General features: G+C 70.1%; 19 protein-coding genes and 1 pseudogene. 13 read left to right on the top strand and 7 right to left on the bottom strand.

Translation table 11 applies throughout. The features are described 5' to 3' along the window. Positions 1-372: 372 nt before the first annotated feature. Positions 373-1,632, bottom strand: coding sequence for a hypothetical protein (locus tag WBA97_RS20705; protein WP_424232524.1), 1,260 nt, complete (start codon positions 1,630-1,632; stop codon positions 373-375). A gap of 346 nt (positions 1,633-1,978) precedes the next feature. Between WBA97_RS20705 and WBA97_RS20710 the strand changes: the two genes are divergently transcribed. The 5 genes from WBA97_RS20710 to WBA97_RS20730 all read left to right on the top strand — a co-directional run bounded on the left by WBA97_RS20710 (position 1,979) and on the right by WBA97_RS20730 (position 9,534). Next, a complete protein-coding gene (locus WBA97_RS20710; RefSeq protein ID WP_424232525.1) occupies positions 1,979-2,962 on the top strand; it encodes a LacI family DNA-binding transcriptional regulator in 984 nt (327 codons plus the stop codon). A gap of 42 nt (positions 2,963-3,004) precedes the next feature. After that, positions 3,005-5,779, top strand: coding sequence for an RICIN domain-containing protein (locus WBA97_RS20715; RefSeq protein ID WP_424232526.1), 2,775 nt, complete (start codon positions 3,005-3,007; stop codon positions 5,777-5,779). A 69-nt stretch (positions 5,780-5,848) separates the two neighbouring features. Next, a complete protein-coding gene (locus WBA97_RS20720; RefSeq protein WP_424232527.1) occupies positions 5,849-6,022 on the top strand; it encodes a hypothetical protein in 174 nt (57 codons plus the stop codon). Between the two features lie 8 nt (positions 6,023-6,030). Further along, entirely contained in the window at positions 6,031-8,766 is a 2,736-nt protein-coding gene (locus WBA97_RS20725; RefSeq protein ID WP_424232528.1) for an AbfB domain-containing protein, read from the top strand. Between the two features lie 168 nt (positions 8,767-8,934). Next, positions 8,935-9,534, top strand: coding sequence for a GDSL-type esterase/lipase family protein (locus tag WBA97_RS20730; RefSeq protein WP_424232529.1), 600 nt, complete (start codon positions 8,935-8,937; stop codon positions 9,532-9,534). 275 nt (positions 9,535-9,809) lie between these two features. On the opposite strand, the gene WBA97_RS20735 is transcribed toward WBA97_RS20730, so the two are convergent. Further along, entirely contained in the window at positions 9,810-10,028 is a 219-nt protein-coding gene (locus WBA97_RS20735; protein ID WP_424232530.1) for an EF-hand domain-containing protein, read from the bottom strand. 79 nt (positions 10,029-10,107) lie between these two features. Then, on the bottom strand, positions 10,108-11,115 hold the full coding sequence (locus WBA97_RS20740; protein WP_424232531.1) for a LacI family DNA-binding transcriptional regulator: 1,008 nt from the start codon (positions 11,113-11,115) through the stop codon (positions 10,108-10,110). Positions 11,116-11,208: 93 nt separating this feature from the next. Between WBA97_RS20740 and WBA97_RS20745 the strand changes: the two genes are divergently transcribed. The 6 genes from WBA97_RS20745 (at position 11,209) to WBA97_RS20770 (ending at position 20,274) form a co-directional block, all read left to right on the top strand. Continuing rightward, positions 11,209-12,816, top strand: a complete 1,608-nt coding sequence (locus WBA97_RS20745) for a glycoside hydrolase family 13 protein (RefSeq protein ID WP_424232532.1) — start codon at positions 11,209-11,211, stop codon at positions 12,814-12,816. A 20-nt stretch (positions 12,817-12,836) separates the two neighbouring features. Further along, positions 12,837-14,186 carry an ABC transporter substrate-binding protein gene (locus WBA97_RS20750; protein WP_424232533.1) on the top strand — a complete coding sequence of 450 codons (1,350 nt, stop codon included), beginning with the start codon at positions 12,837-12,839 and terminating at the stop codon, positions 14,184-14,186. A 131-nt stretch (positions 14,187-14,317) separates the two neighbouring features. Further along, positions 14,318-15,193 (top strand): carbohydrate ABC transporter permease, encoded by an 876-nt coding sequence (locus WBA97_RS20755; RefSeq protein WP_424232534.1) that lies wholly within the window; start codon positions 14,318-14,320, stop codon positions 15,191-15,193. A 73-nt stretch (positions 15,194-15,266) separates the two neighbouring features. Further along, the gene (locus tag WBA97_RS20760) at positions 15,267-16,127 is read left to right on the top strand and encodes a carbohydrate ABC transporter permease (RefSeq protein ID WP_424232535.1); all 861 of its coding nucleotides are present in this window, start codon (positions 15,267-15,269) and stop codon (positions 16,125-16,127) included. Between the two features lie 33 nt (positions 16,128-16,160). After that, positions 16,161-19,022 carry a carbohydrate-binding protein gene (locus WBA97_RS20765; RefSeq protein ID WP_424232536.1) on the top strand — a complete coding sequence of 954 codons (2,862 nt, stop codon included), beginning with the start codon at positions 16,161-16,163 and terminating at the stop codon, positions 19,020-19,022. 169 nt (positions 19,023-19,191) lie between these two features. Further along, positions 19,192-20,274, top strand: a complete 1,083-nt coding sequence (locus WBA97_RS20770) for an endo-1,4-beta-xylanase (RefSeq protein WP_424232537.1) — start codon at positions 19,192-19,194, stop codon at positions 20,272-20,274. Position 20,275: 1 nt separating this feature from the next. On the opposite strand, the gene WBA97_RS20775 is transcribed toward WBA97_RS20770, so the two are convergent. From WBA97_RS20775 to WBA97_RS20790, 4 genes are all read right to left on the bottom strand, one after another. Continuing rightward, the gene (locus WBA97_RS20775; RefSeq protein WP_424232538.1) at positions 20,276-20,401 is read right to left on the bottom strand and encodes a hypothetical protein; all 126 of its coding nucleotides are present in this window, start codon (positions 20,399-20,401) and stop codon (positions 20,276-20,278) included. A gap of 30 nt (positions 20,402-20,431) precedes the next feature. Next, positions 20,432-21,418: an aldo/keto reductase gene (locus WBA97_RS20780; protein ID WP_424232539.1), complete on the bottom strand. Its 987-nt coding sequence runs from the start codon at positions 21,416-21,418 to the stop codon at positions 20,432-20,434. Between the two features lie 167 nt (positions 21,419-21,585). After that, complete coding sequence (locus WBA97_RS20785; protein WP_424232540.1) at positions 21,586-22,086, bottom strand: hypothetical protein; 501 nt, start codon at positions 22,084-22,086, stop codon at positions 21,586-21,588. Then, positions 22,083-23,789, bottom strand: a complete 1,707-nt coding sequence (locus tag WBA97_RS20790) for an Hsp70 family protein (protein WP_424232541.1) — start codon at positions 23,787-23,789, stop codon at positions 22,083-22,085. Before WBA97_RS20790 ends, WBA97_RS20785 begins: the two co-directional genes overlap by 4 nt. Positions 23,790-23,890: 101 nt before the next feature. On the opposite strand from WBA97_RS20790, the gene WBA97_RS20795 reads away from it, so the two are divergent. Both WBA97_RS20795 and WBA97_RS20800 read left to right on the top strand, forming a co-directional pair. Then, positions 23,891-24,400, top strand: coding sequence for a DUF3558 family protein (locus WBA97_RS20795; protein ID WP_424232542.1), 510 nt, complete (start codon positions 23,891-23,893; stop codon positions 24,398-24,400). Between the two features lie 178 nt (positions 24,401-24,578). Next, a pseudogene (locus tag WBA97_RS20800) lies at positions 24,579-24,762 on the top strand (hypothetical protein); the annotation flags it as partial.

Consider the following 24,762-nt stretch of genomic DNA (forward strand, 5'->3'; position numbering starts at 1 on the left):
CGCGGTGTGATAGCACGAAGTGAGGACGACGGGATGGCAGGCAGACCCGAACCCAACGCAAGAAAACCTCGAAACCCCAGACCATCCTGGAGACCTGCCCCTCCGGCGAGGAGCCGCCGGAGGCAAAGGCCCGCCGACGGCAAACCGGTGAGGCAAACGCAACCGGTGGATCCAGGTTGAACGTCCCGAAAGACGCAGTGATGAGGCATCGGGTCCCCGAGGGCGCAAAGCCCACCACCAAGGGGCTCCCTGCAATCCCAGAGACCAGCCCCTCCGGCGAGGAACCGCCGGAGGCAAAGGCCCGCCGGAGGCAAACAACCAGGCTCAACGACCCGAAAGCGCGTTTCGGGACACCGGCAACGTCCTGCGGCGTCAGCCGGACGAGCGCTGCTGGGGGATCGCGGACTGTCTGGCGGGCTCCTCGAGTGCCTCCACTTCGGTGGGTGCCAGCAGCGGCACCGCGCTGCCCAGTACCTCGCGGGCACTGGCCAGCTGCGTGGCGAGGCGGCCACGCAGGTCCCGCAACCGCACCACCTCCTGCGTCGCGACGGTGACCCGCCGGTGCGACTCCTCCGTTGCCGTCGAGACCAGGCTCCCGGCCTCGGCGGTGGCCACCCGGATACGCCGGTTCGCCTCGGCCTTCGCGGCGGCCGCGCGTGCTTCCGCGCTCTCGGTGGCCTCCCGCATCAGGCGACTGGCGCGTTCCCGCGATGTCGCGGCCCGGCGCGCCGCGGCCTCGGTGGCCTCGCGGACCAACCGCTCGGCCTCCGCTTTCGCCGCTGTCGTGCGGCTCTCGGCCTCGGTGGTCGCCTCGCTCACCAGTCGCTCGGCCTCGGCGGTCGCCTCGCGGATGCGGTGTGTGGCTTCCGCCTTGGCCGCCGCCGTCCGGTTTTCCGCGCTCTCGGTGGCCTCGCGCATCAAGCGGCTCGCCCGCTCCCTGGACGTCGCCACCCGCCGGTCCGCGTCCTTGGTCGCCACGCTGACCAGGCGATCGGCCTCCGTCTGCGCGGCGATCCGCTGCATGGCGATCTCCCGCATCGCCTCCCCGCGCCTGCGGGCCATGGCGACCTCGAAGTCGGCCACCACGCGTTCCCGGCGCCGGGAAGCCAGTTCGTCCAGCTCGGCGCGGCGGCGGTCGGCCTGCGTGGTCATCACCGCGGCGTCGACCCGCGCCTGGTGCAGCAGCTGCCGGTGTTCCTCCTCCGTCACCCGGCGGGTGCGGTCCATCTCCACGAGCGCCTTCTCGTACCTGGCCCGCAGCCTGCCCGCGGCCTCCTCCGCCGCGGCCCAGCTGTTCTCGGCGGCGGCCTGCGCGCGTGCGGTGATCTCGCCTGCCTCCTCCTTCGCCAGCTCGACCATCTTTCGCAGCCTCGCGGGCACCGCCGCCGGATCGACCGGCATGCGGGACATCTCGTCCACCTGCCGCGCCAGTTTTCCGTTCCGGGCCCGCAGCAGCTCGACTTCCGCCACCAGCGCCTGCGCCAGTTCCGCGTTGGCGTCGCGGTCCGCGACGAGCAACCGCAGCTCCTCTTCCACCGCGTGCACGTACTGCCGGACGGGTCCGCGCCGGTATCCACGCATCACGATGTCGAACCCCGTGCTCAGCGGTACCAATTCCCTGCCGTCGCTCACCCGGCCATCACTTCCTTCCGCCGCACGAAAATCAACGCGTTCGTCCTAATTGGACATTCAAGACGGACGGTGTATGGTTCCACCTTTACCAGCGTCACCCGAGGCGGTAAAGAGCCTGACGGCCAGAGATGATCATTCTGCGGTCAGCGGCTCCCTTGCGCCAGATCCTTAGCAAAACTTACGGTCGACGCCCGGCACTTTCGCCGATGAAGCTCAAAAGATGACCGGCTCGAACCGAAGCCTCTCGGTGCCGCTTTCCCCCGGCGCGCGGGTTGATGCGGGGCTACCCGGGTGAACCGGCGGCGAACGCCTTTACATCGTTGGCACAACGTTGTAAAAGTCATTCATGGCCACCTTGAGGGACGTCGCGGTGCTCGCCGGGGTGTCCGTCAAGACCGTGTCGAACGTGGTCAACGGGTACGACTTCGTGAAGCCGGAGAACCGTCGCCGCGTCGAGGACGCGCTCACCGCCACCGGCTACCGGCCCAACATCGGTGCCCGCAACCTGCGCCGCGGCCGCACCGGGTTCCTCGCGCTCGTCGTCCCCGAGCTGTCGATCCCCTACTTCGGCGAGCTGGCTGGTGGCATCATCGCGGCCGCCGCCGAGCACGACTGGAGCGTGCTCATCGAGCAGACCCAGGGTGACCGGGTGCGGGAACGCAAGGTCATCGCCGACCTGGGCCCGCACATGGTGGACGGCGCGATCGTCAGCCCGCAGGCGGTCGTGCCCGACGACGTCGCCACCCCCGGCGTGCCGGTGGTGCTGCTGGGCGAGCACCCGCTGCCGCTCCCCCTCGACCACGTCGGCATCGACAACGTCACCGCCGCGCACACGGCCGTCCGGCACCTGATCGACCTTGGCCGTACGCGGATCGCGGTCATCGGGCAGCACCCGACCCGCGGCACCGCGACGCAGCGGCTGGCCGGGTACCGGCAGGCCATCGCCGAGGCCGGGCTGCCGGAGATCACGGCCACCGCGCTGCGCTACCACCACAGCGACGGCGCCGCCGCCATGGCCGAACTGCTCGACCGGGCCGAGCCGCCGGACGCGGTGTTCTGCTTCAACGACATGCTCGCCCTCGGCGCCATCCGCGCCGCACACGACCGTGGCCTGCGGATTCCGCACGACCTCGCCGTCGTCGGGTTCGACAACACCGAGCACAGCGCCTACAGCGTGCCTGCGCTGACCACCATCGCACCGGACAAGGCGGCACTCGCGAAGGCGGCCGTCGACCTCGTCCATCGCCGCGCCTCTGGCGGCGAAGACTTCCCACCCCAGGACGTCTCGATCCCGTTCGCCCTGGAGGTCAGGGAAAGCACCACCCCATAACCGAATACGGCACCAGGTCCCCCTGCACCCTGGAGCACCACCATGCGAGTACGACGACGTACGTTGCTGATCGGCGGCGCGCTGGCCGCGGGCGCTTCGCTGCTACCCCGCCCTGACGTGACCGCCACCGCGGCCCCCGCGCCGCGAAGACCGGCGTTCCCGCGGCTCCCACCGGGCGCGGTCCGCCCTCGCGGCTGGCTCGCCACCCAGCTCGACCGCCAGCTCACCGGCCTCTGCGGCCGCTACCAGGAGATCTCCGACTTCCTCCGGTTCGACACCTCCGGCTGGGTCCACCCCGACCGCGACGGCTGGGAGGAGCTGCCTTACTGGCTGCGCGGGTACGGCGACCTCGGCTACGTCACCGGCGACGCCCGCGTCCTTGGCGACACAGAACGCTGGGTCGAGGCGGTCATCGCGACCGCCTCCTCCGACGGCTTCTTCGGCCCGGCCCGGCTGCGGTCCAGCCTCAACGGCCACGCGGACCTGTGGCCGCACATGCCGATGCTGCACGCGCTGCGATCGTGGGCCGAGTACCACGGCGACACCCGGATCGACGCGTTGTTGTCCGGCTTCTTCCGGTTCACGGCCCGGCAGCCGGACGGCGTGTTCACCGACGGCTGGGGCAACACCCGCTGGGGCGACACGATCGACGTCATCGTCTGGCTGTACGACCGGACCGGGGACACGACGCTCCTCGACCTCGTCCACCGCATCCACCGGCTGTCGGCGAACTGGGCAGGCGGGATCCCCAGCCTGCACAACGTGAACATCGCGCAGGGCTTCCGCGAGCCGGCCCAGTACTGGCAGCTTTCCGGCGACACTGCCCACCGCGACGCCGCCTACCGCAACTACGACACCATCCTGCGCACCTACGGCCAGTTCCCCGGCGGCGGGTTCGCGGGCGACGAGAACGCCCGGCCCGGGTTCGGCGACCCCCGCCAGGGCTTCGAGACCTGCGGAATCGTCGAGTTCATGGCGAGCCACGAGCTGCTCACCCGCCTGACCGGCGACCCGGTGTGGGCGGACCGCACCGAGGACCTCGCGTTCAACATGCTCCCGGCGAGCCTGGACCCGCTCGGCACGGTCACCCACTACGTCACGAGCGCGAACGTGGTGCGGCTGGACAACGTCGCGAAGACACGGCGGCAGTTCCAGAACGGGTTCGCCATGCAGGCCTACAAACCCGCCGTGCACGACTACCGCTGCTGCCCGCACAACTACGGGCAGGGCTGGCCGTACTTCGTCGAGGAGATGTGGCTTGCCACGCCGGACGGCGGGCTGGCGGCCGCGCTGTTCGGGCCGTCGACCGTCACCACGACCGTCGCGGGCGCGCGGGTGACGATCACCGAGGACACCGGCTACCCGTTCGCGGACACGGTCACATTCCGGCTCGCGACCGACCGCGCGGCGGCGTTCCCGCTCGCGTTCCGGGTCCCGGGCTGGTGCGCGAGCCCCCGGCTCACCGTGAACGGCGCAGCGGTCACCGTGACCCGAGGGTTCACCACGGTCAACCGGACCTGGCAGAACGGCGACACGGTCGTGCTCACGCTGCCGATGACGCCCCGGACCCGCACGTGGGCGAGCGGCGCGGTGTCGGTGGACCGCGGCCCGCTGACGTACTCGCTGCGGTTCGACGAGCAGTGGCGCCGGTACGCGGGCACCGAGGCGTGGCCGGAACTGGAGGTCACCGCGTCCACCGCGTGGAACTACGGCCTCACCGCCGACCCGGCACCCGCTGTCAGCACCGGCGGGAACCTCACCGACCCGTTCACCGTCGACGGCGCACCGGTCCGGATCACCGTGAACGCCCAGAAGATCGCCGACTGGCGTACCGACAGCCAGAACGTGATCGGCACGCTCCAGGGCAGCCCGGTCGCCACCACGACGCCGGTCGAACGGGTCACCCTGATCCCGATGGGTGCGGCCCGGCTGCGTATCACCACCTTCCCGCGCACCGGCGGCACCCGCACCTGGGGCACCCCCGGACCGCCGTGTCGTTTCCAGAACAAGAACAGTGGCAAGGTCCTCGCCATCGACGGTGCCTCGACGGCAGACTCCGCGCACATCACGCAGTTCGCCGACAACGGCGCAGGCGACCACCTGTGGCGCCTCGTCGACCTCGGCAACGGCCAGGTCAAGGTCGTGAGCACGCACTCCGGCAAGGTGCTCGGTGTCGACGGCATGTCGACCGCGAACTCCGCGCACGTCGTGCAGTTCAACGACACCGGCACCACCGACCACGTGTGGGAGCCGGCCGACAACGGTGACGGCTGGTTCCGCCTGCGCAACCTGAACTCGGGCAAGGTGCTCGGCGTGGACCTCATGTCCACCGCCGACTCCGCGCACGTGGTCCAGTACGACGACACCGGCACCGCCGACCACCTGTGGCGGATCATCCCCGACGGCGACGTGCGGATCCAGAACCTGAACTCCACCAAGGTGCTCGCGGTCGACGGAATGTCCACACAGGACTCAGCGCGAGTGGTGCAGTTCGCCGACGCGGGGACGGCCGATCACCGCTGGCGGTTCCTGCCCGACGCCGACGGGTACTTCCGGATCCGCAACGCGCACTCCGGCAAGGTCCTCGGCGTTGACCGCATGTCGACGGCGGACTCGGCGTTCGTCGTGCAGTTCAGCGACAACGGCACACGTGACCACCTGTGGCGGCTGCGGGCCGACACCGACGGGCTGTGGCGAGTCCAGAACGCCAACTCGGGCAAGGTGCTCGGGGTCGACGTGATGTCCCACGCGGACTCCGCGCAGGTAGTCCAGTTCGGCGACACCGGCACCGCGGACCACGTGTGGCGGCTGCTGTGAGAGTCCCGCCACTGGTCGCCGTGCTGCTCGGCGGCCCGCTTCTCGCGCCACCGCAAGCGCGGGCGGGCCGTGTCCGGCGCACCCGCCTACGCCGACTTCGCCCGACGGCAGGCCGACTCGATCTGGTCGGCCGACCGTGACCCGCTCAACCGGATCGGTCAGCGGTGGGCGGGCGGCACCGGAAACCAACTCGACTGGCGCACCCAGGCAAGCGGCCTCGGTGCCCTCACCGCAGCACAGTAGGAGCAGCCATGAGATTGAGACATTTGCTCAGCGCGGCAACGGGATTCCTCGTCGCCGCCACGACGGTCGTCGCGGTCGCCCCCTCGGCGCAGGCAGCCGAGTGGGTGCCGAAGACGCCGCCGCTGTCCACGCCGTGGACCGCTCAGGTCTCCCCCACCAACGCGCTGCCGGAGTACCCTCGGCCGCAGCTGGTGCGCACGGAGTGGCAGAACCTGAACGGGGTGTGGGAGTTCGCGGGCGCGTCCTCCATCAACAACCCGCCGGTCGGGCAGACCCTGCCAGAAGGCGTCCTCGTGCCCTACCCGATCGAGTCGGCGCTCTCGGGTATCCAACGCCACGAGGACAACATGTTCTACCGGCGCACGTTCACCGTGCCGTCCACGTGGAACGGTCGCCGCGTCAAGCTGAACTTCGGCGCGGTCACGTGGGAGACGCGGGTGTGGGTGAACGGCACCCAGGTCGGCACGCACACCGGCGGCTTCGACGCGTTCTCGTTCGACATCACCAATGCGTTGCGGGCCGGTTCGAACGAGATCATCGTCGGCGCGTACTCGCCGATCGACGGCAACCGGTTCCCCATCGGCAAGCAGCGCCGCAACCCGAGCGGCATCTGGTACACGGCGTCGTCCGGCATCTGGCAGACGGTGTGGCTGGAACCCGTGGCCGCCAACCACATCACGCGCCTGGACACCACCCCCGACGTGCCTGCCGGCGTGCTCGACCTGGTGGTGGCCGGCAGTGCGGGCCAGCAGGTGCGGGCCGAGGTGCTGAGCGGTGGCACGGTCGTCGGGTCGGCGACCGGCGCCACGGGCGGGCACCTGCGGATCCCCGTGCCGAACGCGCGACTGTGGTCGCCGAGTGACCCCTTCCTGTACGACCTGCGGGTGACCATGGGCACCGATGTGGTGACCGGGTACTTCGGCATGCGGTCGCTCGGCAAGGCGGTCGTGGGCGGGGTGATGCGGCCGCTGCTGAACGGCAAGTTCGTGTTCCAGCTCGGCACGCTCGACCAGGGCTTCTGGCCGGACGGCATCTACACCGCGCCGACCGACGCGGCGCTGCGGTTCGACCTGGAGCGGCAGAAGGCGCTGGGTTTCAACATGGTCCGCAAGCACATCAAGGTGGAGCCCGCGCGGTGGTTCTACTGGGCGGACCGGCTCGGGCTGATGGTGTGGCAGGACATGCCGTCGCTGGACGCCGTGGACGACACGTCGGCCGCGAGCCACGTCAACTTCGAGGCGGAGCTGGGACGGATCGTCAACCAGCTCAAGGGCATCACGTCGATCGTGCAGTGGGTGCCGTTCAACGAGGGCTGGGGCGAGTACGACAACGCGCGGATCGTCGATCTGGTGCGGGGCATCGACTCGACCAGGCTGATCAACCACAACTCTGGCTCCAACTGCTGCGTGTCGGACCCGAGCCCGACCAACGGCGACGTGATCGACGACCACGCGTACCAGATGTCCGGCGGGACGAGGACACCCGACGCGACGCGGATCGCGGTGCTGGGTGAGTACGGCGGGCTCGGCAGGCGGGTCGTGGGGCACGAGTGGCAGCCGGGCGCCGGTTTCGCCTACGGAGACCTGTTCCCGGAGGAGAACTCGCTGACGACCAGGTACGTGACGATCACGTCGGAGGTCGCGAGGTTCGCGCAGACGCGCGGGTTGTCGGCGTCGGTGTACACGGAGCCGTACGACCTGGAGAACGAGGTCAACGGGTTCTACACCTACGACCGGCAGGTGCTGAAGATGACCGCGGCGCGGGTGCTGGCGGTGAACCAGCGGGTGCTGGCCGCGGCGGCCGGCACGTCGGTGAACCAGGGCGAGCTGACCTCGCTGCGGGTCACGACGCCGGGGTTCACGAACCGGTACCTGCGCCACCAGGACAGCCTTGGCAGGACCGACGTGGACAACGGAAGCGACGTGCTCAAGCAGGACGCGACGTACTGGGTCCGTCCCGGCCTCGCGAGCGCGACGTGCGTGTCGTTCGAGTCGCGGAACCTTCCGGGCCGCTACCTGCGGCACGCGGCGTCCAGGATCCGCGTCGACGCGTCGGACGGCACGTCGGGCTTCTCGGCCGACGCGACGTTCTGCCCACGGTCGGGCTCGGGTGCGGCCGCGCTCGAGTCGTTCAACAACCCGGGAGCCTTCGTCCGGCACTTCAACGAGGCGGTGTATCTCGCGAGGTCCGGCGGCTCGAACCCGTGGGACACGGCGACGTCCTTCGCGCAGGACACCACGTGGGCGGCGACCATCCCGCTGTGGCGCAGCGGTGCCGACCTGCCGAGGGACCAGGCACGGTCGTTCCGGGTGACGACCCCGGGCTTCACCGACCGCCACCTGCGCCACCGCGACGGCCTCGCCAGGACGGACGTGGTGACCTCCGCGAGCGACGCGCTGACGAAGGCGGACGCGACGTTCGTGGTGCGGCGGGGTCTCGCGGACCCGTCGTGCTATTCGCTGGAGTCCCGCAACGTCGCGGGCGCGTACCTGCGCCACCAGGCGTACCGGGTCAGGCTGTCGGCGAACGAGAACACCGACATCTACCGCCGCGACGCCACGTTCTGCGCCCAACCCGGCTCGGGCGGCGTACGGCTGGCGTCACTGAACGAACTGGGCACGAACGTCCGCCACTACTCGGAGGAGGTGTGGGTGTCGTCGAACAGCGGCGCGCACGTCTACGACAACCCGACGTCGTACGACCAGGACGTGACGTGGTCGGTCAGCGCGGCGTGGACACCGTAGAGCGGTCATGAGGTGGTCAGGCCGGACCCTCCCCTGATCCGGCCTGACCATCGGATCAAAGCGGCTCCTGTACTGTGCGACAGCCGCCTTTCCGGGAATTTGACCATTAGACATCCGATGAATGTCGTTGCGGGATCAGCGGGGGCCTCACCGGCGTTGATCTGGTTGATGACCACTCTCCGGTTCCGCGTCCTTGGCGACTCCCTCGCGGCGGGCGTCGGCTGCACCCATGTCGAGCAGAGCGTCGGCCATGTCCTCGCCGGTGCCCTGCGGGCGGCGGGGCATCAGGTGGACCTTCGTGTGCACGCGGTTCCCGGCGCCCGGTCGGCCGACCTCGCGCCGCAGGTGCGGGCCGCGGTCGCGGCGGGTGCCGACCTCGCGTTGATCGTCGTCGGTGCCAACGACCTGACCCGGTTCACGCCACCGGCGGTCGGCGCGGGGCTGCTCCAGGACGCGGTCGCCACCCTCACGAAGGAGGGGGCGCGGGTGGTCGTGGTGACGGCGCCGGACATGGGCGTGCTGGGCCATGTGCCACCCGCCTTCCGCGACATGGTGTCCCAGACGAGCAGGGCGTACGCGGCAGCGCAGGCCGGGGCCGCGACCACCGCGGGCGCGACCGTGGCGCACATCGGCCAGGAGGTGTTCTCCCGCTTCGCGTCCGACGAGCGCATGTTCTCCGCCGACCGCTTCCACCCGTCCGCCGCGGGCTACGCGGTCATCGCACAGGCCCTCACCTCGTACATCCTCGCCGCGGCACGCGACGCGTGAACCTTCGTCACCGCCGCGGTGCGGTCCTGCCCAGCCGCGCCGCTCGCACCCAGTGCGCGGCACCCGCTCTGGTCGCGACCCGCTCCCCCGCCGCCAGGTCCGCGAAGTTCTAGTGCCCCGTCAAGGTGAAGTGGGTCGTTTGTCCGTGGATCCAGGTGGTCGCCGGCAAGGCGCGGGAAAGCCGCTCGTACCGGGTTGTACTTGGGCTTTCCCGCAACGCCGCCAGCGGCCGCCTGGGCCGTGGAGAAACGTGCCCTCTTCGCCTGGACGGGGCACTAGTTGCCCGCGCGGTTCCAGGCGACCGCGAACTCGGTGAAGGAGATCGTGCCGTCGCGGTCGGTGTCGGCGTCGGCGAAGATCTCGGTGATCTCCCGCTCGGTGATCTCCTCGCCGCGGGCGACCATGGCGGCCCCGAACTCCGCGCTCGTGATCTGCCCGTCCCCGTTGCCGTCGAACTCGGCGAACGTCGTGGTCAGCTCGGCGTCGGTCGCCATGATCGGGCCTCCTGGGTCGGTTGGGGCGTCAGGATAGTGCACACGATCGCGGTGACAGGGTCGACGTGCGCGGCGCCGCTCACCGGCGAGCCGTCGACTCCCGTTCGACAAGGTGCACGTCCAGGGTGACCGGTTCGGCCGGGCGGTCACGCTTCTCGACGGCGGTCAGCAGCAGGTCGACCGCCATCGCCGCCTTGGTCGGGATGTCCTGCGCGACGGTCGTCAGCTTCGGGGTGACGATGGCCGAGATGTCGAGGTCGTCGAAGCCGATCACCGACACCGCCCCCGGCACCGGCACACCGGTGTCGACCAGTCCGGCCATGATCCCGATCGCGAGGATGTCCGCGGTCGCGAACACCGCGGTCGCCGACGGGAACTCCGCACGCAGGCGGGAACCCAGCTCGTGCCCGCTCGCGTGCGTGGTGTTGACCGCCGCGATGTGACCGTCGCGTATGGACAGTCCACGATCGACGAATGCCTGCCGGAACCCCTCGTAGCGCTGGTGCACGACGCCGACGTCCGAAAAGGACGGACCGGCGAACACGATGTCGCGATGGCCGAGGTCGAGCAGGTGTGCGGCGGCGATGCGGCCGCCATCGAAGTCGTCCGAGCGGACGCCGGTGGCCAGCCGGTTCGGCGAGTAGCTGTCGACCGCGAGTACCGGCACCGTCACGTCGAGCGCGTCGATCTCCTCGTCGAGGAAACCCAGCAGCACAGCGCCGTCCAGGCTCCACGACTGCAACGCCTCGCCCACCTCGTCCGGGTGCGCGATGCCACGGAGCAACAGGTGGTAGCCGCGTTTGCGCAGCGCCCGCTCGATCTGACCGAGGATCGCGCCGGTGTGCGGGCTCAGCGTGAGGCTGTCCTCGTCCGCGGCGGGCACCAGCAGCCCGATCAGCCGCGACGACCTCGCGGCGAGGCTGCGCGCTGACGCGCTCGGCACGTAACCACGCTCGGCGACGATCCGCCGCACCCGCTCGATCGTCTCCGGCGACACCCGAGCACGGTTGCCGTTGATCACGTTCGAGACGGTCATCATGCTCACGCCCGCCTCGTTCGCGATGTCCTTGAGCGTGACCCGGACCAACCGAACTCCCCTCACCGACCCCGTTGACAGCTCTGCCCAGGCAACATTACCGTACGGCAGGTATAGCGCTAAACCTGATGAGCGAGGAGTCCAGTGAGCACTGCCGAGTGGTGGCGGAACGCGGTGATCTACCAGGTCTACCCGCGCAGCTTCGCCGACGGGAACGACGACGGCACCGGCGACCTGGCCGGGGTCCGCTCCCGCCTCCCGTACCTGCGTGACCTGGGTGTGGACGCCATCTGGTTCACCCCGTGGTACTCCTCGCCACTTGCCGACGGCGGCTACGACGTGGCCGACTACCGGGCGATCGACCCGGCGTTCGGCACCGTCGAGGAGGCGGAGCTGCTGATCGCGGACGCGGCCGCGCTCGGTATCCGCACGATCGTCGACGTCGTGCCCAACCACGTGTCTGACCGGCACGAGTGGTTCCGCGCCGCGCTCGCCTCGGGGCCGGGATCGCAGGAGCGGCAACGGTTCTGGTTCCACCCCGGCCGGGGGCCGGACGGCGCGGAGCCGCCGACGGACTGGGTGTCGAGCTTCTCCGGCGGCACCTGGACCCGCACCACGAACCCGGACGGCTCGCCGGGCGAGTGGTACCTGCACCTGTTCGCACCGCAACAGCCGGACCTGAACTGGAACCACCAGGACGTGCGCCGCGAGCACGAGGACGTGCTGCGGTTCTGGTTCGACCGCGGGGTCGCAGGCGTGCGGATCGACTCGGCGACCATGCCGGTCAAGGATCCCGCGTTCCCCGGCGCGGACGGCGAGTTCGCACCGGGCACCCACCCGTTCCTGGACCGCGACGAGCTGCACGACATCTACCGGTCGTGGCGCGCGGTCGCCGACTCCTATGCCGAGCCCCGGGTGCTGGTCGGCGAGATCTGGCTGGCCGACCCGGAGCGGTTCGCCCGCTACCTGCGCCCCGACGAGATGCACACGGCGTTCAACTTCGACTTCATGATGCGCCCGTGGGCACCCGATCAGCTGCGTGCCGCCATTGTGTCCACTCTGGACGCACACCGGCCGGTCGGCGCACCCGCGACGTGGGTGCTGTCCAACCACGACGTCACCCGCGCCGTCACCCGGTACGGCCGCGCGGACAGCTCGTTCGGGTTCGGGGCACGCCGGTTCGGCACCCCGACGGACCTCGTGCTCGGCACGAGCCGGGCGCGGGCGGCTGCGCTGCTGACCGGCGCGCTGCCCGGGTCGCTGTACGTGTACCAGGGCGACGAGCTGGGGCTCCCCGAGGTGGAGGATCTGCCCCTCGACGTGCTGCAGGACCCCATGCACTTCCGGTCGAACGGTGTCGACCCCGGCCGCGACGGCTGCCGGGTGCCGCTGCCGTGGACCACGGACGGCCCGTCGTTCGGATTCGGCGGGCCGAAACCGTGGCTGCCGCAACCCGCCGACTGGGGCAGCCGCTCCGTCGAGGCGCAGGACGGTGAACCGGCGTCGATGCTGACGTTGTACCGGTCCATGATCGCGATCCGCCGTGCCGAGCCGGGGCTGCGCGGCGACGAGTTCACCTGGTTGTCCACACCGGACGACGTACTGGGGTTCCGCCGGGGTGACGTACTGTGCGTCGTCAACCTGGGGGACACCGCGGCCGACCTGCCCGCTCACGCCGAGGTGCTGCTGTGCAGCGGTGTCCTGACCGGCGGCACCCTTCCACCCGACACCGCAGCCTGGCTGCGTTCCTGACCATCCACAAGGGAGCGACAATGAGGTCCTCGAAGCTCGTCGCGGCCGCGCTCGCCGCCGCGACCGTCCTCACCGCCTGCGGGTCCGACGACGCCGGCGACGGCAGGACCGTCGTGAAGATCGCCATCGACCCCGGACTCGAACAGGGCGCCGTCGACGCGTACGACGAGCGCGTCGCGCAGTTCGAGAAGGCCAACCCGGACATCGACTTACAGCCCCAGGAGTACAACTGGGAGGCGACCACGTTCACCGCCCAGCTCGCGGGCGGCACGCTGCCGGACGTGTTCACCGTCCCGTTCACCGACGGCCGGGGGCTCATCGAACGCAAGCAGGTCGCGGACATCTCCGGTCTGGTCGCGGAACTTCCGTACGCCAAGGACTTCAACCCGAACGTCGCCGACGCGGGGAAGGCCGCCGACGGGAAGATGCATGCCGTGCCGATCGCCGCGTACGGCCAGGCCCTGCACTACAACCGCACCCTGTTCACCCAGGCCGGGCTCGACCCGGACAACCCACCGTCCACATGGGACGAGGTGCGGGCGGCCGCGAAGCAGATCGCGCAGCGCACCGGGCAGGCCGGGTACGCACAGATGACCAAGGACAACACCGGCGGCTGGATCCTGACCACGCTCGACTACGCCTACGGCGGCCGCACCGAAGTCATCAAGGGCGACAGGGCCGAGGCCACCCTGGACACCCCGCAGATGCGGGACGTGCTGGCCGACCTCCACGACATGCGCTGGACCGACAACAGCATGGGCGCGAACTTCCTGTACGACTGGGGCACCATCAACCAGGACTTCGCGGCGGGCCGGATCGGCATGTACGTCTCCGGCGGCGGCAACTACGGCCAGCTCCTCACGCAGAACGCGGTCAAACCGGCCGACTACGGCGTCACCGTGCTGCCATTGGCGGACGACGAGGACGCCGGTGTGCTCGGCGGCGGCACGCTGGCCGTGGTGAGCGCGAACGCCGAGGAGGCCGTCCAGGCGGCCGGGGTCAAGTGGATCGACTTCTACTACATGGCGAAGCTGACCGTGAAGGACGCGGCGGTGCTCGACGCGAAGGCCCTCGCCGACTCGGACGCGCCGGTGGGCGCGCCGACGCTGCCGGTGTTCGACAAGGCGACCTACGACGAGATGCTCGCCTGGACCACGGCGTACGTGAACGTTCCGCTGGAACAGATGACCCCGTACACCGACGACATGTTCGACCAGCCGCTGCTGACCGAGCCCACCCGGTCCACCCAGGAGGTCTACGCGCTGCTCGACCCGGTGGTCCAGTCGGTGCTCACCGACAAGAACGCGGACATCGGCGGGCTGCTCGCGCAGGCCGAAGCCGACGCGCAGGCCCTGCTCGACCGGAACTGAACACGATGAATCACCACTCGCGGGTTGCCCAAGCCTCGCGGCCGAACGTGACGGCCGGCCACCAACCACCGCCGGTCCGCACCGCTCGCCGGAACGAGACCAGCACCTTCAAGTTCCGGGGAGGCGGGACAGTGCGGGGCGGGGGGCTCGCCACACTGGTGTTCCTGCTGCCCATGCTTGTCGTGTTCACGGTGTTCTCGTGGCTGCCGATCGGCCAGGCGGTAGTCATGTCGTTCCAGCAGACGAACCTGGTGAGCGACGCGACGTTCGTGGGGCTGGAGAACTTCCGCACCGTCCTGTCCGACCCGCTGCTGTGGACGGCCGTGGAGAACACGCTGTGGTTCGCGTTCCTCGCGCTGCTGTTCGGCTACCCGATCCCGCTGGTCGTGGCCGTGCTGATGGGCGAGGTGCGGCGGTTCCGCGGCCTGTACGGCGCGCTCGCGTACCTGCCGGTGGTCGTGCCGCCGGTGGTGGCGGTGCTGCTGTGGAAGTTCTTCTACGACGCGAGTCCGACCGGCGTGTTCAACACGCTGCTCGGGTACGTCGGCATCGACGCGCTCCCCTGGCTGCAGGACGCGGACGTGGCGATGCCAGCACTGGTGCTCGAGGCGACGTGGGCCGCGGCGGGCGGCACGATCATCATCTACCTGGCGGCGCTGACCGGCGTCGCACCGGAGCTGTACGAGGCGGCGGAGATCGACGGCGCCGGTGTGTGGCGCAAGGTCTGGCACGTGACGCTCCCCCGGCTCCGGCACGTCCTGCTGGTCACGTTCATCCTGCAGATCATCGGTACCGCGCAGGTGTTCCTCGAGCCGTTCCTGTTCACCGGCGGCGGCCCGGCGAACTCGACGACGACGATCCTGCTGCTGATCTACGACTACGCGTTCGCCAACAGCCTCGGCGGCGACTACGGCGCGGCGACCGCGCTGTCGCTGATGCTGGCGGCGGTGCTGGCCGTGTTCTCGGCCGTGTACTTCCGGCTGACGCGTGGATGGAGCACGTCGTGAGCGGAGCTTGCGGAGCGAACCATCAAACGCAGGGCGACCGCGAGCGGCGCCACGGAGCCTGCGAGGGGGCGTCGTGAGTCGAGGTGTGCTGTCGCCGTCGGACTGGCACACGTCGTCGGTCCGGCGCACCGCCCGCGTGGTGCACGGGGTGCTGCTGGCGCTGCTGTTCCTGGTCGGGCTCGGGCCGATGCTGTGGCTCGCGAAGGCCGCCGTGACCCCGACACAGGACACCCTGCGTGAGCCGCTGTCGTTGTGGCCCAATGGTTTCGACTTCGCGAACCTCGCGACCGCGTGGACCAGGGTGGAGATCGACAAGTACTTCCTCAACACGGTGATCGTCGCGGCGGGCGCCTGGTTCGTGCAGTTGCTCGTGGCGACGACGGCCGGGTACGCGCTGTCGGTGCTGCGGCCGCGATACCGCAAGGTGCTGACCGGAGTCGTGCTGGCGACGCTGTTCGTGCCCGGGGTCGTGTTGCTGGTGCCGCTGTACCTGACCGTCGTCGACGCCGACCTGATCAACACGTTCTGGGCGGTGTGGCTCCCGGCGGGCGCCAACGCGTTCAACATCCTGCTGGTGCAACGGTTCTTCGACGGCCTCCCGCGCGAGGTGTTCGAAGCGGCCAGAGTGGACGGTGCCGGTCCGTACCGGCTGTTCTGGTCGGTGGTGCTGCCGATGTCCCGGCCGATCCTCGGGGTCGTGTCCGTGTTCGCGGTCGTGGCCGCGTGGAAGGACTTCCTCTGGCCGCTGCTCGTACTGCCAGACCCCGACCTGCAGCCGCTGTCCGTGCGGCTGCCCGCACTCCAGCAGTATGTCGAGCTGGACGTGTTCCTCGCCGCCTTGGCGATCTCGACTGTTATCCCGGTGGTCCTCTTCCTCGTCTTCCAGCGCCTGTTCTTGCAAGGGGACGCGCTGAGCGGCGCGGTGAAGGGCTGAAACCCCGCAACCGGAACAAGAGGTGGAACAAGGATGTTTCGCAAACTGTCCGTGGTAGCGCTTGCCGTGGCCCTGCTCGGCGTGGCGCCACCCGGCGCACCCGCCGCCGCGCCACTCACCCTGGAAGCGGAAGCCGCGTCGCTGACCGGCGGCGCGGTGGCGCAGACCGAGCACGCCGGGTACTCCGGCAGCGGTTACGTCGGCGGGCTCACCGACACCAACAAGGGCCGGGCGGGCGTCACGTTCACCGTGACCGCACCCGGCACTCAGAGCCTCGCGCTGCGATACGCCAACGGCACCGGCTCGACCATGACACTCTCCCTTTATGTTGGTGCGCAACGACTCCAGCAGGTGTCGCTGCCGTCGACCGGGTCGTGGACGTCGTGGGGCACGGCCTCCACGACCGTCGCGCTGCCGTCGGGCACAACCGGGGTGGCCTACCGGTTCGACTCCGCCGACTCCGGCAACATCAACCTCGACCGGCTCACCGTCACCTCGGGGGCACCGGCCGAGCCGGGTGTTTTCGAGGCGGAGTCCGCGTCGCTCGCCGGTGGCGCGGCCGTCGAGACCGAGCACGCCGGGTACTCCGGCGGCGGGTACGTCGGCGGGCTGACCGACGCCAACAAGGGCCGGGCGGGTGTCACGTTCACCGTGACCGCACCCGGATCGCAGACCCTCACGCTGCGGTACGCCAATGGCACCGGCTCGACCATGACGCTCTCCCTCTACGTCGGCTCGCAACGCCTGCAACAGTTGTCGCTGCCCGCCACCGGCGGCTGGGCCACGTGGGGCACCGTGGCCAGCACGGTCACGCTGCCGTCCGGTGCGAGCGGCATCGGTTACCGGTTCGATGCCACCGACTCCGGCAACGTCAACCTCGACCGGCTGACCGTCACCGGCAACACCCCCGTGACCTGTGACAGCGGCACGTGCTTCGAGGCCGAGACCGGGCACCTGTCCGGCGGCACGACCCGCGCCACCGGCACGTCCGGGTTCTCCGGCGCCGGCTACGCCACCGGCCTCAGCACCGACACCGCACGGCTGGTCATCCCGGTGGGCGTCGCCTCCGCGAGCCAGCAGACGCTCACGATCCGGTACACCGCCACCCAGAACCAGGCGTTCGTGGTGACCGGCAACGGGTTGCGGCTCGGGCAGGTCACGCTCGCCGCGAGCAGCGGCTGGGCCACCGCCACCCTGCCGGTGACGCTCGCCGCCGGGCTCGGCAGCATCGGGCTGACCCGCGCGCCGGGCAGCGGCGGCACCGTCGCCGTCGACCGCGTCGCGCTCTCCGGCGGCAAGGCACTCGCCACCCGTGGCGCGACGGTGCCGTACACCGAGTACGAGGCGGAGAACGCCGCCACGAACGGCGCCGTGTTCGGCCCCGACCGCACGTTCCGCACGGTGCCTGCCGAGGCGTCCGGTCGTCGTGGCGTGCGGCTGCAGAACACCGGCAGCTACGTCGAGTTCACCCTCACCCAGCCCGCGAACTCGCTCGTCGTACGTGCGTCCATTCCGGACTCCTCTGACGGTGCGGGAATCACCGCGCCGATCGGCGTGTACGTGAACGGCACCAAGGCACGCGACCTGACACTGTCCAGTGTGTACAGCTGGGTGTACGGCGCCTACCCGTACACCAACAACCCGGGCGAGGGTGGCGCGCAGCGGTTCTTCGGAGAGGCGAGGACCCGGCTCGACTCGCTTCCGGCGGGCACGAAACTGCGGCTGCAGAAGGACTCCACCGCCGCCGCGTACATCGACGTCGATCTCGTCGACGCCGAGAACGTCGGCGCGGCGATCGCCATGCCGTCCGGCTACGTGACCATCACCCAGCACGGCGCGACCCCCGGCGACGACTCCGACGACACGGCCGCGATCCGCGCTGCGGTGGCGGCGGCCCGGTCGGCCGGCACCGGCGTGTGGGTGCCGGCCGGGCGGTTCGTCATGGCCGACCGGGTCGACGTCCAGAGTGTGGCCGTCCGCGGCGCGGGCCCGTGGTACTCGGTCCTGGCGGGACGGGCAGGCAAGGGCGGTCTGTTCGCCACCGGCGGCAACGTCACGATCGCCGACCTGATGATCGACGGCGATGTCCGCTACCGCGACGACGCGAACTTCCACGCCGCGCTCGAGGGCAACTTCGGCACCGGGTCGCTGATCCAGAACGTGTGGATCGAGCACACGAAGGTCGGACTGTGGGCGGACAACGGCACCGACGGACTGCTCGCGCTCGGTCTGCGGATCCGCAACACGTTCGCCGACGGGGTGAACTTCCACGGCAACGTACGCGACACGAGCGTGCAGCAGAGCGTCGTCCGCAACACCGGCGACGACGCGCTGGCCATGTGGTCGGCCGGGTCACCGGTGACCCGTGGTGCGTTCACGTTCAACACCGTGCAGATTCCCATGCTGGGCAACGGGATCGGCATCTACGGCGGCGACTCGAACCGGGCCGAGGACAACCTCGTCGCCGACACGCTGACGGCGTCGGCTGGCATCGCGGTCGGCACCCGGTTCAACCCGGTGCCGTTGTCCGGGGAGACGCTGGTGCAACGGAACACGCTGGTCCGCACCGGTGGCCTTGAACCGAACTGGAACTCCCAGCTCGGCGCGCTGTGGTTGTTCGCGGACACGGCCGATATCACCGCGCCGGTGACGGTCCGGGACGTCGAGATCCGGGACAGCACGTACGCGGGCATTCTGATGACCTGGCAGCGCCGCATCGAGAACGCGACGTTCGAACGGGTCACCGTGGCGGGCACCGGCACCTACGGCATCGAGATCAACGCGACCGGCAACGCGTCGTTCTCGTACACCTCGGTGTCCGGCGCACCATCCGGCGGGCTGTCGGTGTCGCCGGGCTTCACCGTCAACCGAGGCCCTGGCAACAGCGGCTTCTGACGCACGTCTTCCGATTTCCGGTACGCCGTCACCGAAAGTTTCGGTGACGGCGTACCGGAAATGCGCTGCCTGCTTGACGGACTCGCTGGTAGACCTTAACGTTTCTCCTCGCGATACCGGCATTTCACCGAAACTTTCGAACTTCGCCACCGTCGTCGAGGAGCGTCACATGAAGGTGTCTCGTGTCGCCGCGGCAGGCTTCCTCGCCGCGGCATCGCTCTACCCCCTACTCCCGGCCGCCGGCTCACCCGCTCCGGCGGCCGGGGCCTCATCCCCCGACCGGCCACTGCGTGAGCTGGCGGGCAGGCAACTGCTGATCGGCACCGCCGTCGACCACGCCGCCTACACCTCGGACGCGACCTACCGCGACCGGATCGGCGCCGAGTTCAACTCCATCACCGCCGAGAACGTGATGAAGTGGGAGGTCGTCGAGCCGGTACGCGGCGAGCTCGACTTCAGCGCCGCCGACGAGCTGATGGCCGCCGCGAGGCGCAACGGGCAGCAGGTGCGCGGGCACACCCTGGTGTGGCACAACCAGCTCCCGGCGTGGCTGACGCAGGGCGTCGAGTCGGGCGAGATCGACGCGACCGAGCTGCGCGGGATCCTGCGCAGGCACATCATCGACGAGGTCAGCCACTTCCGCGGCCGCATCTACCAGTGGGACGTGGCGAACGAGGTCATCGACGACAACGGCGAGCTACGCGACTCGATCTGGTTGCGTGAGCTGGGACCGGGCTACCTCGCCGACGCGTTCCGCTGGGCACACCAGGCCGACCCGAAGGCGAAGCTGTTCCTCAACGACTACAACGTCGAGGGCATCAGCGCGAAGAGCGACGCCTACCTCGCGTTGGCGAAGGACCTGGTGGCACAACGGGTTCCGGTGCACGGCTTCGGCGCGCAGGGCCACTACGGCGTGCAGTACGGCTTCCACAGCGCGTCCGAGGTGGCCGCCAACTTCGCCCGGTTCGAGAAGCTGGGGCTGGAGACCGCCGTCACCGAGGTGGACGTCCGCATGATCATGCCGTCCGACAACGTGAAGCTGCAGGCCCAGGCGCAGGGGTACAGCGTGCTGCTGCAGGGCTGCCTGCTCGCACGCCGCTGCAACTCGTTCACGGTGTGGGGTTTCACCGACAAGTACTCGTGGGTACCGGGCTGGTTCGACGGCGAGGGCGCGGCCAACCTGCTGGACGAGAACTTCGCCGCGAAACCCGCCTACCGCGAACTGCAGGCCGTGCTGGCCCTGGCGCGGTGACCTACTGACCCGAGGCCGTGTCGATCACGTCGGTCAGTACCTCCCGGGACCGGGCCAGGTCACCGAGCATGCGGTCGATGCGGTCCCGTTCGGCGGTCAGGTCGGCGACGAGCTTCTCTCCAGCCATGAACCTGACATCAATGTCAGATTCTCGCCGTCACCAGCGGTCGTGGACGTGTGCGCGGATCTGGTCGTCGTAGATCCGCTCGATCGCGCGCAGCGTGTCGTCCGACAACGGGGGCACGGTCCCGGCGGCGGTGTTGGCGTTCGCCTGCTCCGCGTTGCGGGCGCCCGGGATCACGACGCTGACGCCCGGCTGGTCGATCACCCAGCGCAGCGCGAGCGCGGCCGTGCTGACGCCGAGGTCCTGTGCGATCTCCGCGAGGGAGCGCGCCGCGCGCACCCCCACCTCGAACGGGACGCCGGAGAACGTCTCGCCGACGTCGAACGCCTCGCCGTGGCGGTTGTACGTGCGGTGGTCGTCGTCGGCGAAGGTCGTGTGCTCGTCGTACTTGCCGGACAAGACCCCGCTCGCGAGCGGGACCCGCGCGATGATGCCGACACCCGCCGCGCGTGCCGTGGGCAGCACCCGCTCGAGCGGTTTGCGGCGGAACGCGTTGAGGATGATCTGCACACTCGCGACGCCTGGGCGCGCGATGGCGGTCAGCGCCTCCTCGCAGGTCTCGACGGACACCCCGTACGCGGCGAGGTTGCCCTCCCGGACCAGCTCGTCGAGCGCGTCGAACACCTCGCCGGAGGAGAACACCGGCGTCGGCGGGCAGTGCAGCTGCACCAGGTCCAGCCGGTCGACCCGCAGGTTGGCGCGGCTGCGGTCGGTCCAGGCACGCAGGTGCTCCGGCGTGAACGACGCGGGCACGTGCGGGTCGGCGCGGCGCCCGCACTTCGTCGCCACCGTCACCTCGGCGGCACGTTCGGCGAGGAAGCGGGCGATCAGCTGCTCGCTGCGGCCGTCGCCGTACACGTCGGCCGTGTCGAGGAACGTGACCCCCGCGTCGACGGCCGCGTGCAGCACCGCGAACGCGTCGGCGTCGTCGACCCGGCCCCAGTCCGCCCCGAGCTGCCAGCACCCGAGCCCGACAACGGACACCTGACGGCCGGTGCGGCCAAGCACACGATCTTCCACAAACGCCACAGTAGTAGCGTGCCGCAAGGATCTTTGCGCGAGGGCCTGGGCCTGACCAGCTGTGACCTCAGGGGAACGTGACGGCACCCAGCCACTAACCGCCTGCGGTCCTGGGTGTCGCTGGGTCGGGACCAACACGATTAATTCCGGGGAGGCGGGCTGGCTAATCACACAAACCAGGGCTTGCTTCCCGGCAGGTACATGCAGACGGTCGCCACCACCGCGAGGCACGCGGCCGCGAGTACGAGCCACCCCAGCGGCACGGCGACCAGCACCGCGTACGCGACGGCGAGCAGTGCCACCAGCACGAGCGCGCCCCGCGCCCAGCCCTTGCCCACCCACATGGCGGCCGCGAACAACACGGCCAGCACCCCGATCAGCAGGCCACCGCCGACGACGATCAGCACAGAAAGGTCGGCGACCCGGTCGACGGTGCCTGCGCTCGCGGAGCCGTCGTTCTCGCGTGCCTCACGGACGAACTCGTCCCGCAACCCGTCGAGGCGCCCGATGGCGACCACCGCCGAGGCGATCGCGAACCCGGCGGCGAGCTGCCACAGCCAGAAGGCTGCGGTGATCTGCTTCGGCCGGGCCAGGCTCCGCATGGCGGCCACCGGCGGCGCGCTCGTCCGCGCGGTGCTGGGCCGGGGCGGCGGCGGCCCGGACGTCATGGCATCGACTCGACGATCGCCTCGAGTGAGTCCTCCGTCGGCACCTCGGGCGCATTGGTTGTGGTCGTCGTCTCTTCGGTGGTGGTCGTCGTCTCTTCGGTCGTGGTCGTCGCCTCAGGCTCGGTGGTGGTCGTCTCCACAGAAGTCGCGTCGGTCGTGGTGGTGGTCTGTTCCGGGGGCGTGTCGGACGTCGTCGGTCCGCTGCCGCCGGACGGGGTCACCGGCTGACCGACGGGGGGCGCGCCTTTGATCGCCCTGGTGCGGTCGCCGCCGGTCATGGGGGTCGGGGTCAGGGTCGCAGGGCTCGCCGTGGTCGGTTTCGCGCCTGGGCGCTTGGGTCCTGGCGGGGTGGTCTCGCGGTACGGCTCGCCGGTCCACGGGTCCTCCTCCCCCTCTTCCGGAGTCCCCACCGGCACCTCGTCGAGCACCTCACGTGGCCCGCCCGTCCCGAGGGGATCCGCGACGCCGACCGGCGCCGCGCCGCCGGACAGCAAATCGGTGCCCAGCGTGCCCGCGGTCACCACCAGCGCACCGACGCACATCGCGAGCCCGACCCCGAGCGTGACCATCCGGCGCGAACGGACCGCGGGGACCAGCCCCACCGGGGACACCACCACGGTCCTTGGCGCCTGCTCGGCGGGCCGCAGCGACAGGGCCGCGCCGCACGCCACCACCGCCTTCGGGTCGGAGTCGACCGTCACCGGACGGTCGAAGGCGGCCGAGACCTGCTGGGACACCAGCGGAATCCGGGACGAGCCGCCGACCAGCAACACCGCCGACAGGTCCGACGCGGACAGGTCGGCAGACTCGCACGCCGTCCGCAACGCCACCACCGTCGACGCGATCGCCGGCTCGATGAGCTGCTCGAACTCCGTGCGCACCATCCGCACCCGGGTGCTCACCCCCGGCAGCATCACCGGAATGGTCACCTCGGTGTCGGCGGACAGCGCCTCCTTCGCCTCGGTGCACTCACGGCGCAGCGCGGCCGCCGCGGTCCGCACCATCGGGCCGTTGAAGTCCAGTTCGGTCCACTGCACCCCGACGGTCGCCCTGACCTGCTCGAAGATCGCCTCGTCGAAGTCGACACCGCCGAGGGACTCGATGCCATGTGGCGTGCCGACCAGCTCGAAGCCGCCATCGTCCAGCTGGCGCACGACCGCGGCGTCGAAGGTGCCGCCACCCAGGTCGTACACGCCGATCGCGGCACCCGGCGGGACGTGCTTCGACGCGGTGTACGCGATCGCGGCGGCGGCCGGCTCGGTCACCAGCCGGACCGCCGTGATCCCTTGTGCGGCAAGGGCTTCGGTCATCAGCGTGCACTTGTGCCTGCCCCACGACGCCGGATGGGTCAGCGCGACCCCGGCAGGCGGGGCGCCCTCGCGGTCGCTCACCCGGTCCACCACCCACCGGACGAAACACGCCGCGATGGTGTGTGCCTCGATCGACTCGCCTGCGACGAGCACCGGCGTTCGGTCGCCGATGCGTCGTTTGACCTCCCGGACGACCCGGTCAGGGTCCGTCACCGCGCGCCGCACCGCGGCGTCTCCCATCACGAACGATCCGTCAGCGGCCACGAAGACAACGGAGGGCACCGTCGGCCTGCCGTCCCCCAACGGAACGACTTCAGCCGCCTGCGCACCGTCACGATGTAGGGCCGCGGCGGTGAAGGTTGTGCCGAAATCGATCCCGACCCGGTAACTCATCCTCGCCTCCAAGCGAATGCTGCTAGGGAAGACGCGTTACGACCCGAGAACGTTACAGAAATCGAGATCGGGCGAGAAATGACACAGCGGAAGGAAAGCCCGTGATTATTCGCCTTATGGCGATGGCGGCAACGGTGGCGACATTGTTGGTGACAGCGAGTTGCGCGACCGAGGCGCCACCGCCGACACCGACGGTGCCGCCCGTCGAGTCCCCGAAGGGGCTCGTCGGCATCGACCCGTGCGCCCTGCTCGACCCCGCGGCCCGCACGGACCTCGGCTTCGACTCGGGGGTGCCCGGCCAGGACGAGCTCGGCGCGAACTGCAGCTGGACCGGGGCACACGCGGAATCCGCCCAGATCACGGCGTTCACGAGTGGCGATGGACTCCAGGAGCTGACCAGGGACCGCGACTCGACGGCAGGCAGGGTCCGGCTGCTGGGCTACCCCGCGCTGGAGACGTTCACGGCGCGTGGCGAGTTCTGCCGCTACGACGTCGGCGTGGCGGCAGACCAGGCGATCGTGGCGACCATGCGCGCCGGTAAGCCCGACTCGTGCACCGCCCTGCAGGCACTACTCACTGTCGCTATCTCGCAACTTCCCGCATTCGATTAGGCGTTTCACCACCCGGCCGTAATGGGGGGCGAATCCCCTAACGATCCCCCGGGGACACCGCGAACGCCCCGTGACAGCCGCGGGACAAACCCCGATTACCGATGACACCCGGGAGCCATAACTTTCTCGGCAACATGACGGATTGCCGTCGAAAACGGATCGAGGAACGGGACAGAAAATGGCTGACTTCAACTTCCAGCAGTACGTGGCACCGGTACAGGACGTCGACACCAGCACCGCCGGTGGCGCGGGTGGTGCTGGCGGCGACGGACGCAGCCTCGCCTTCGGCTACGCCGACTCCGACGCCGACGGCGGCGACGCGACGAGCGGCCCTGCCGCCGGTGGCGCGGGCGGCAGCGGCG

The organism is Actinophytocola sp. (assembly GCF_049647105.1).
Classification (GTDB): domain Bacteria; phylum Actinomycetota; class Actinomycetes; order Mycobacteriales; family Pseudonocardiaceae; genus Actinophytocola.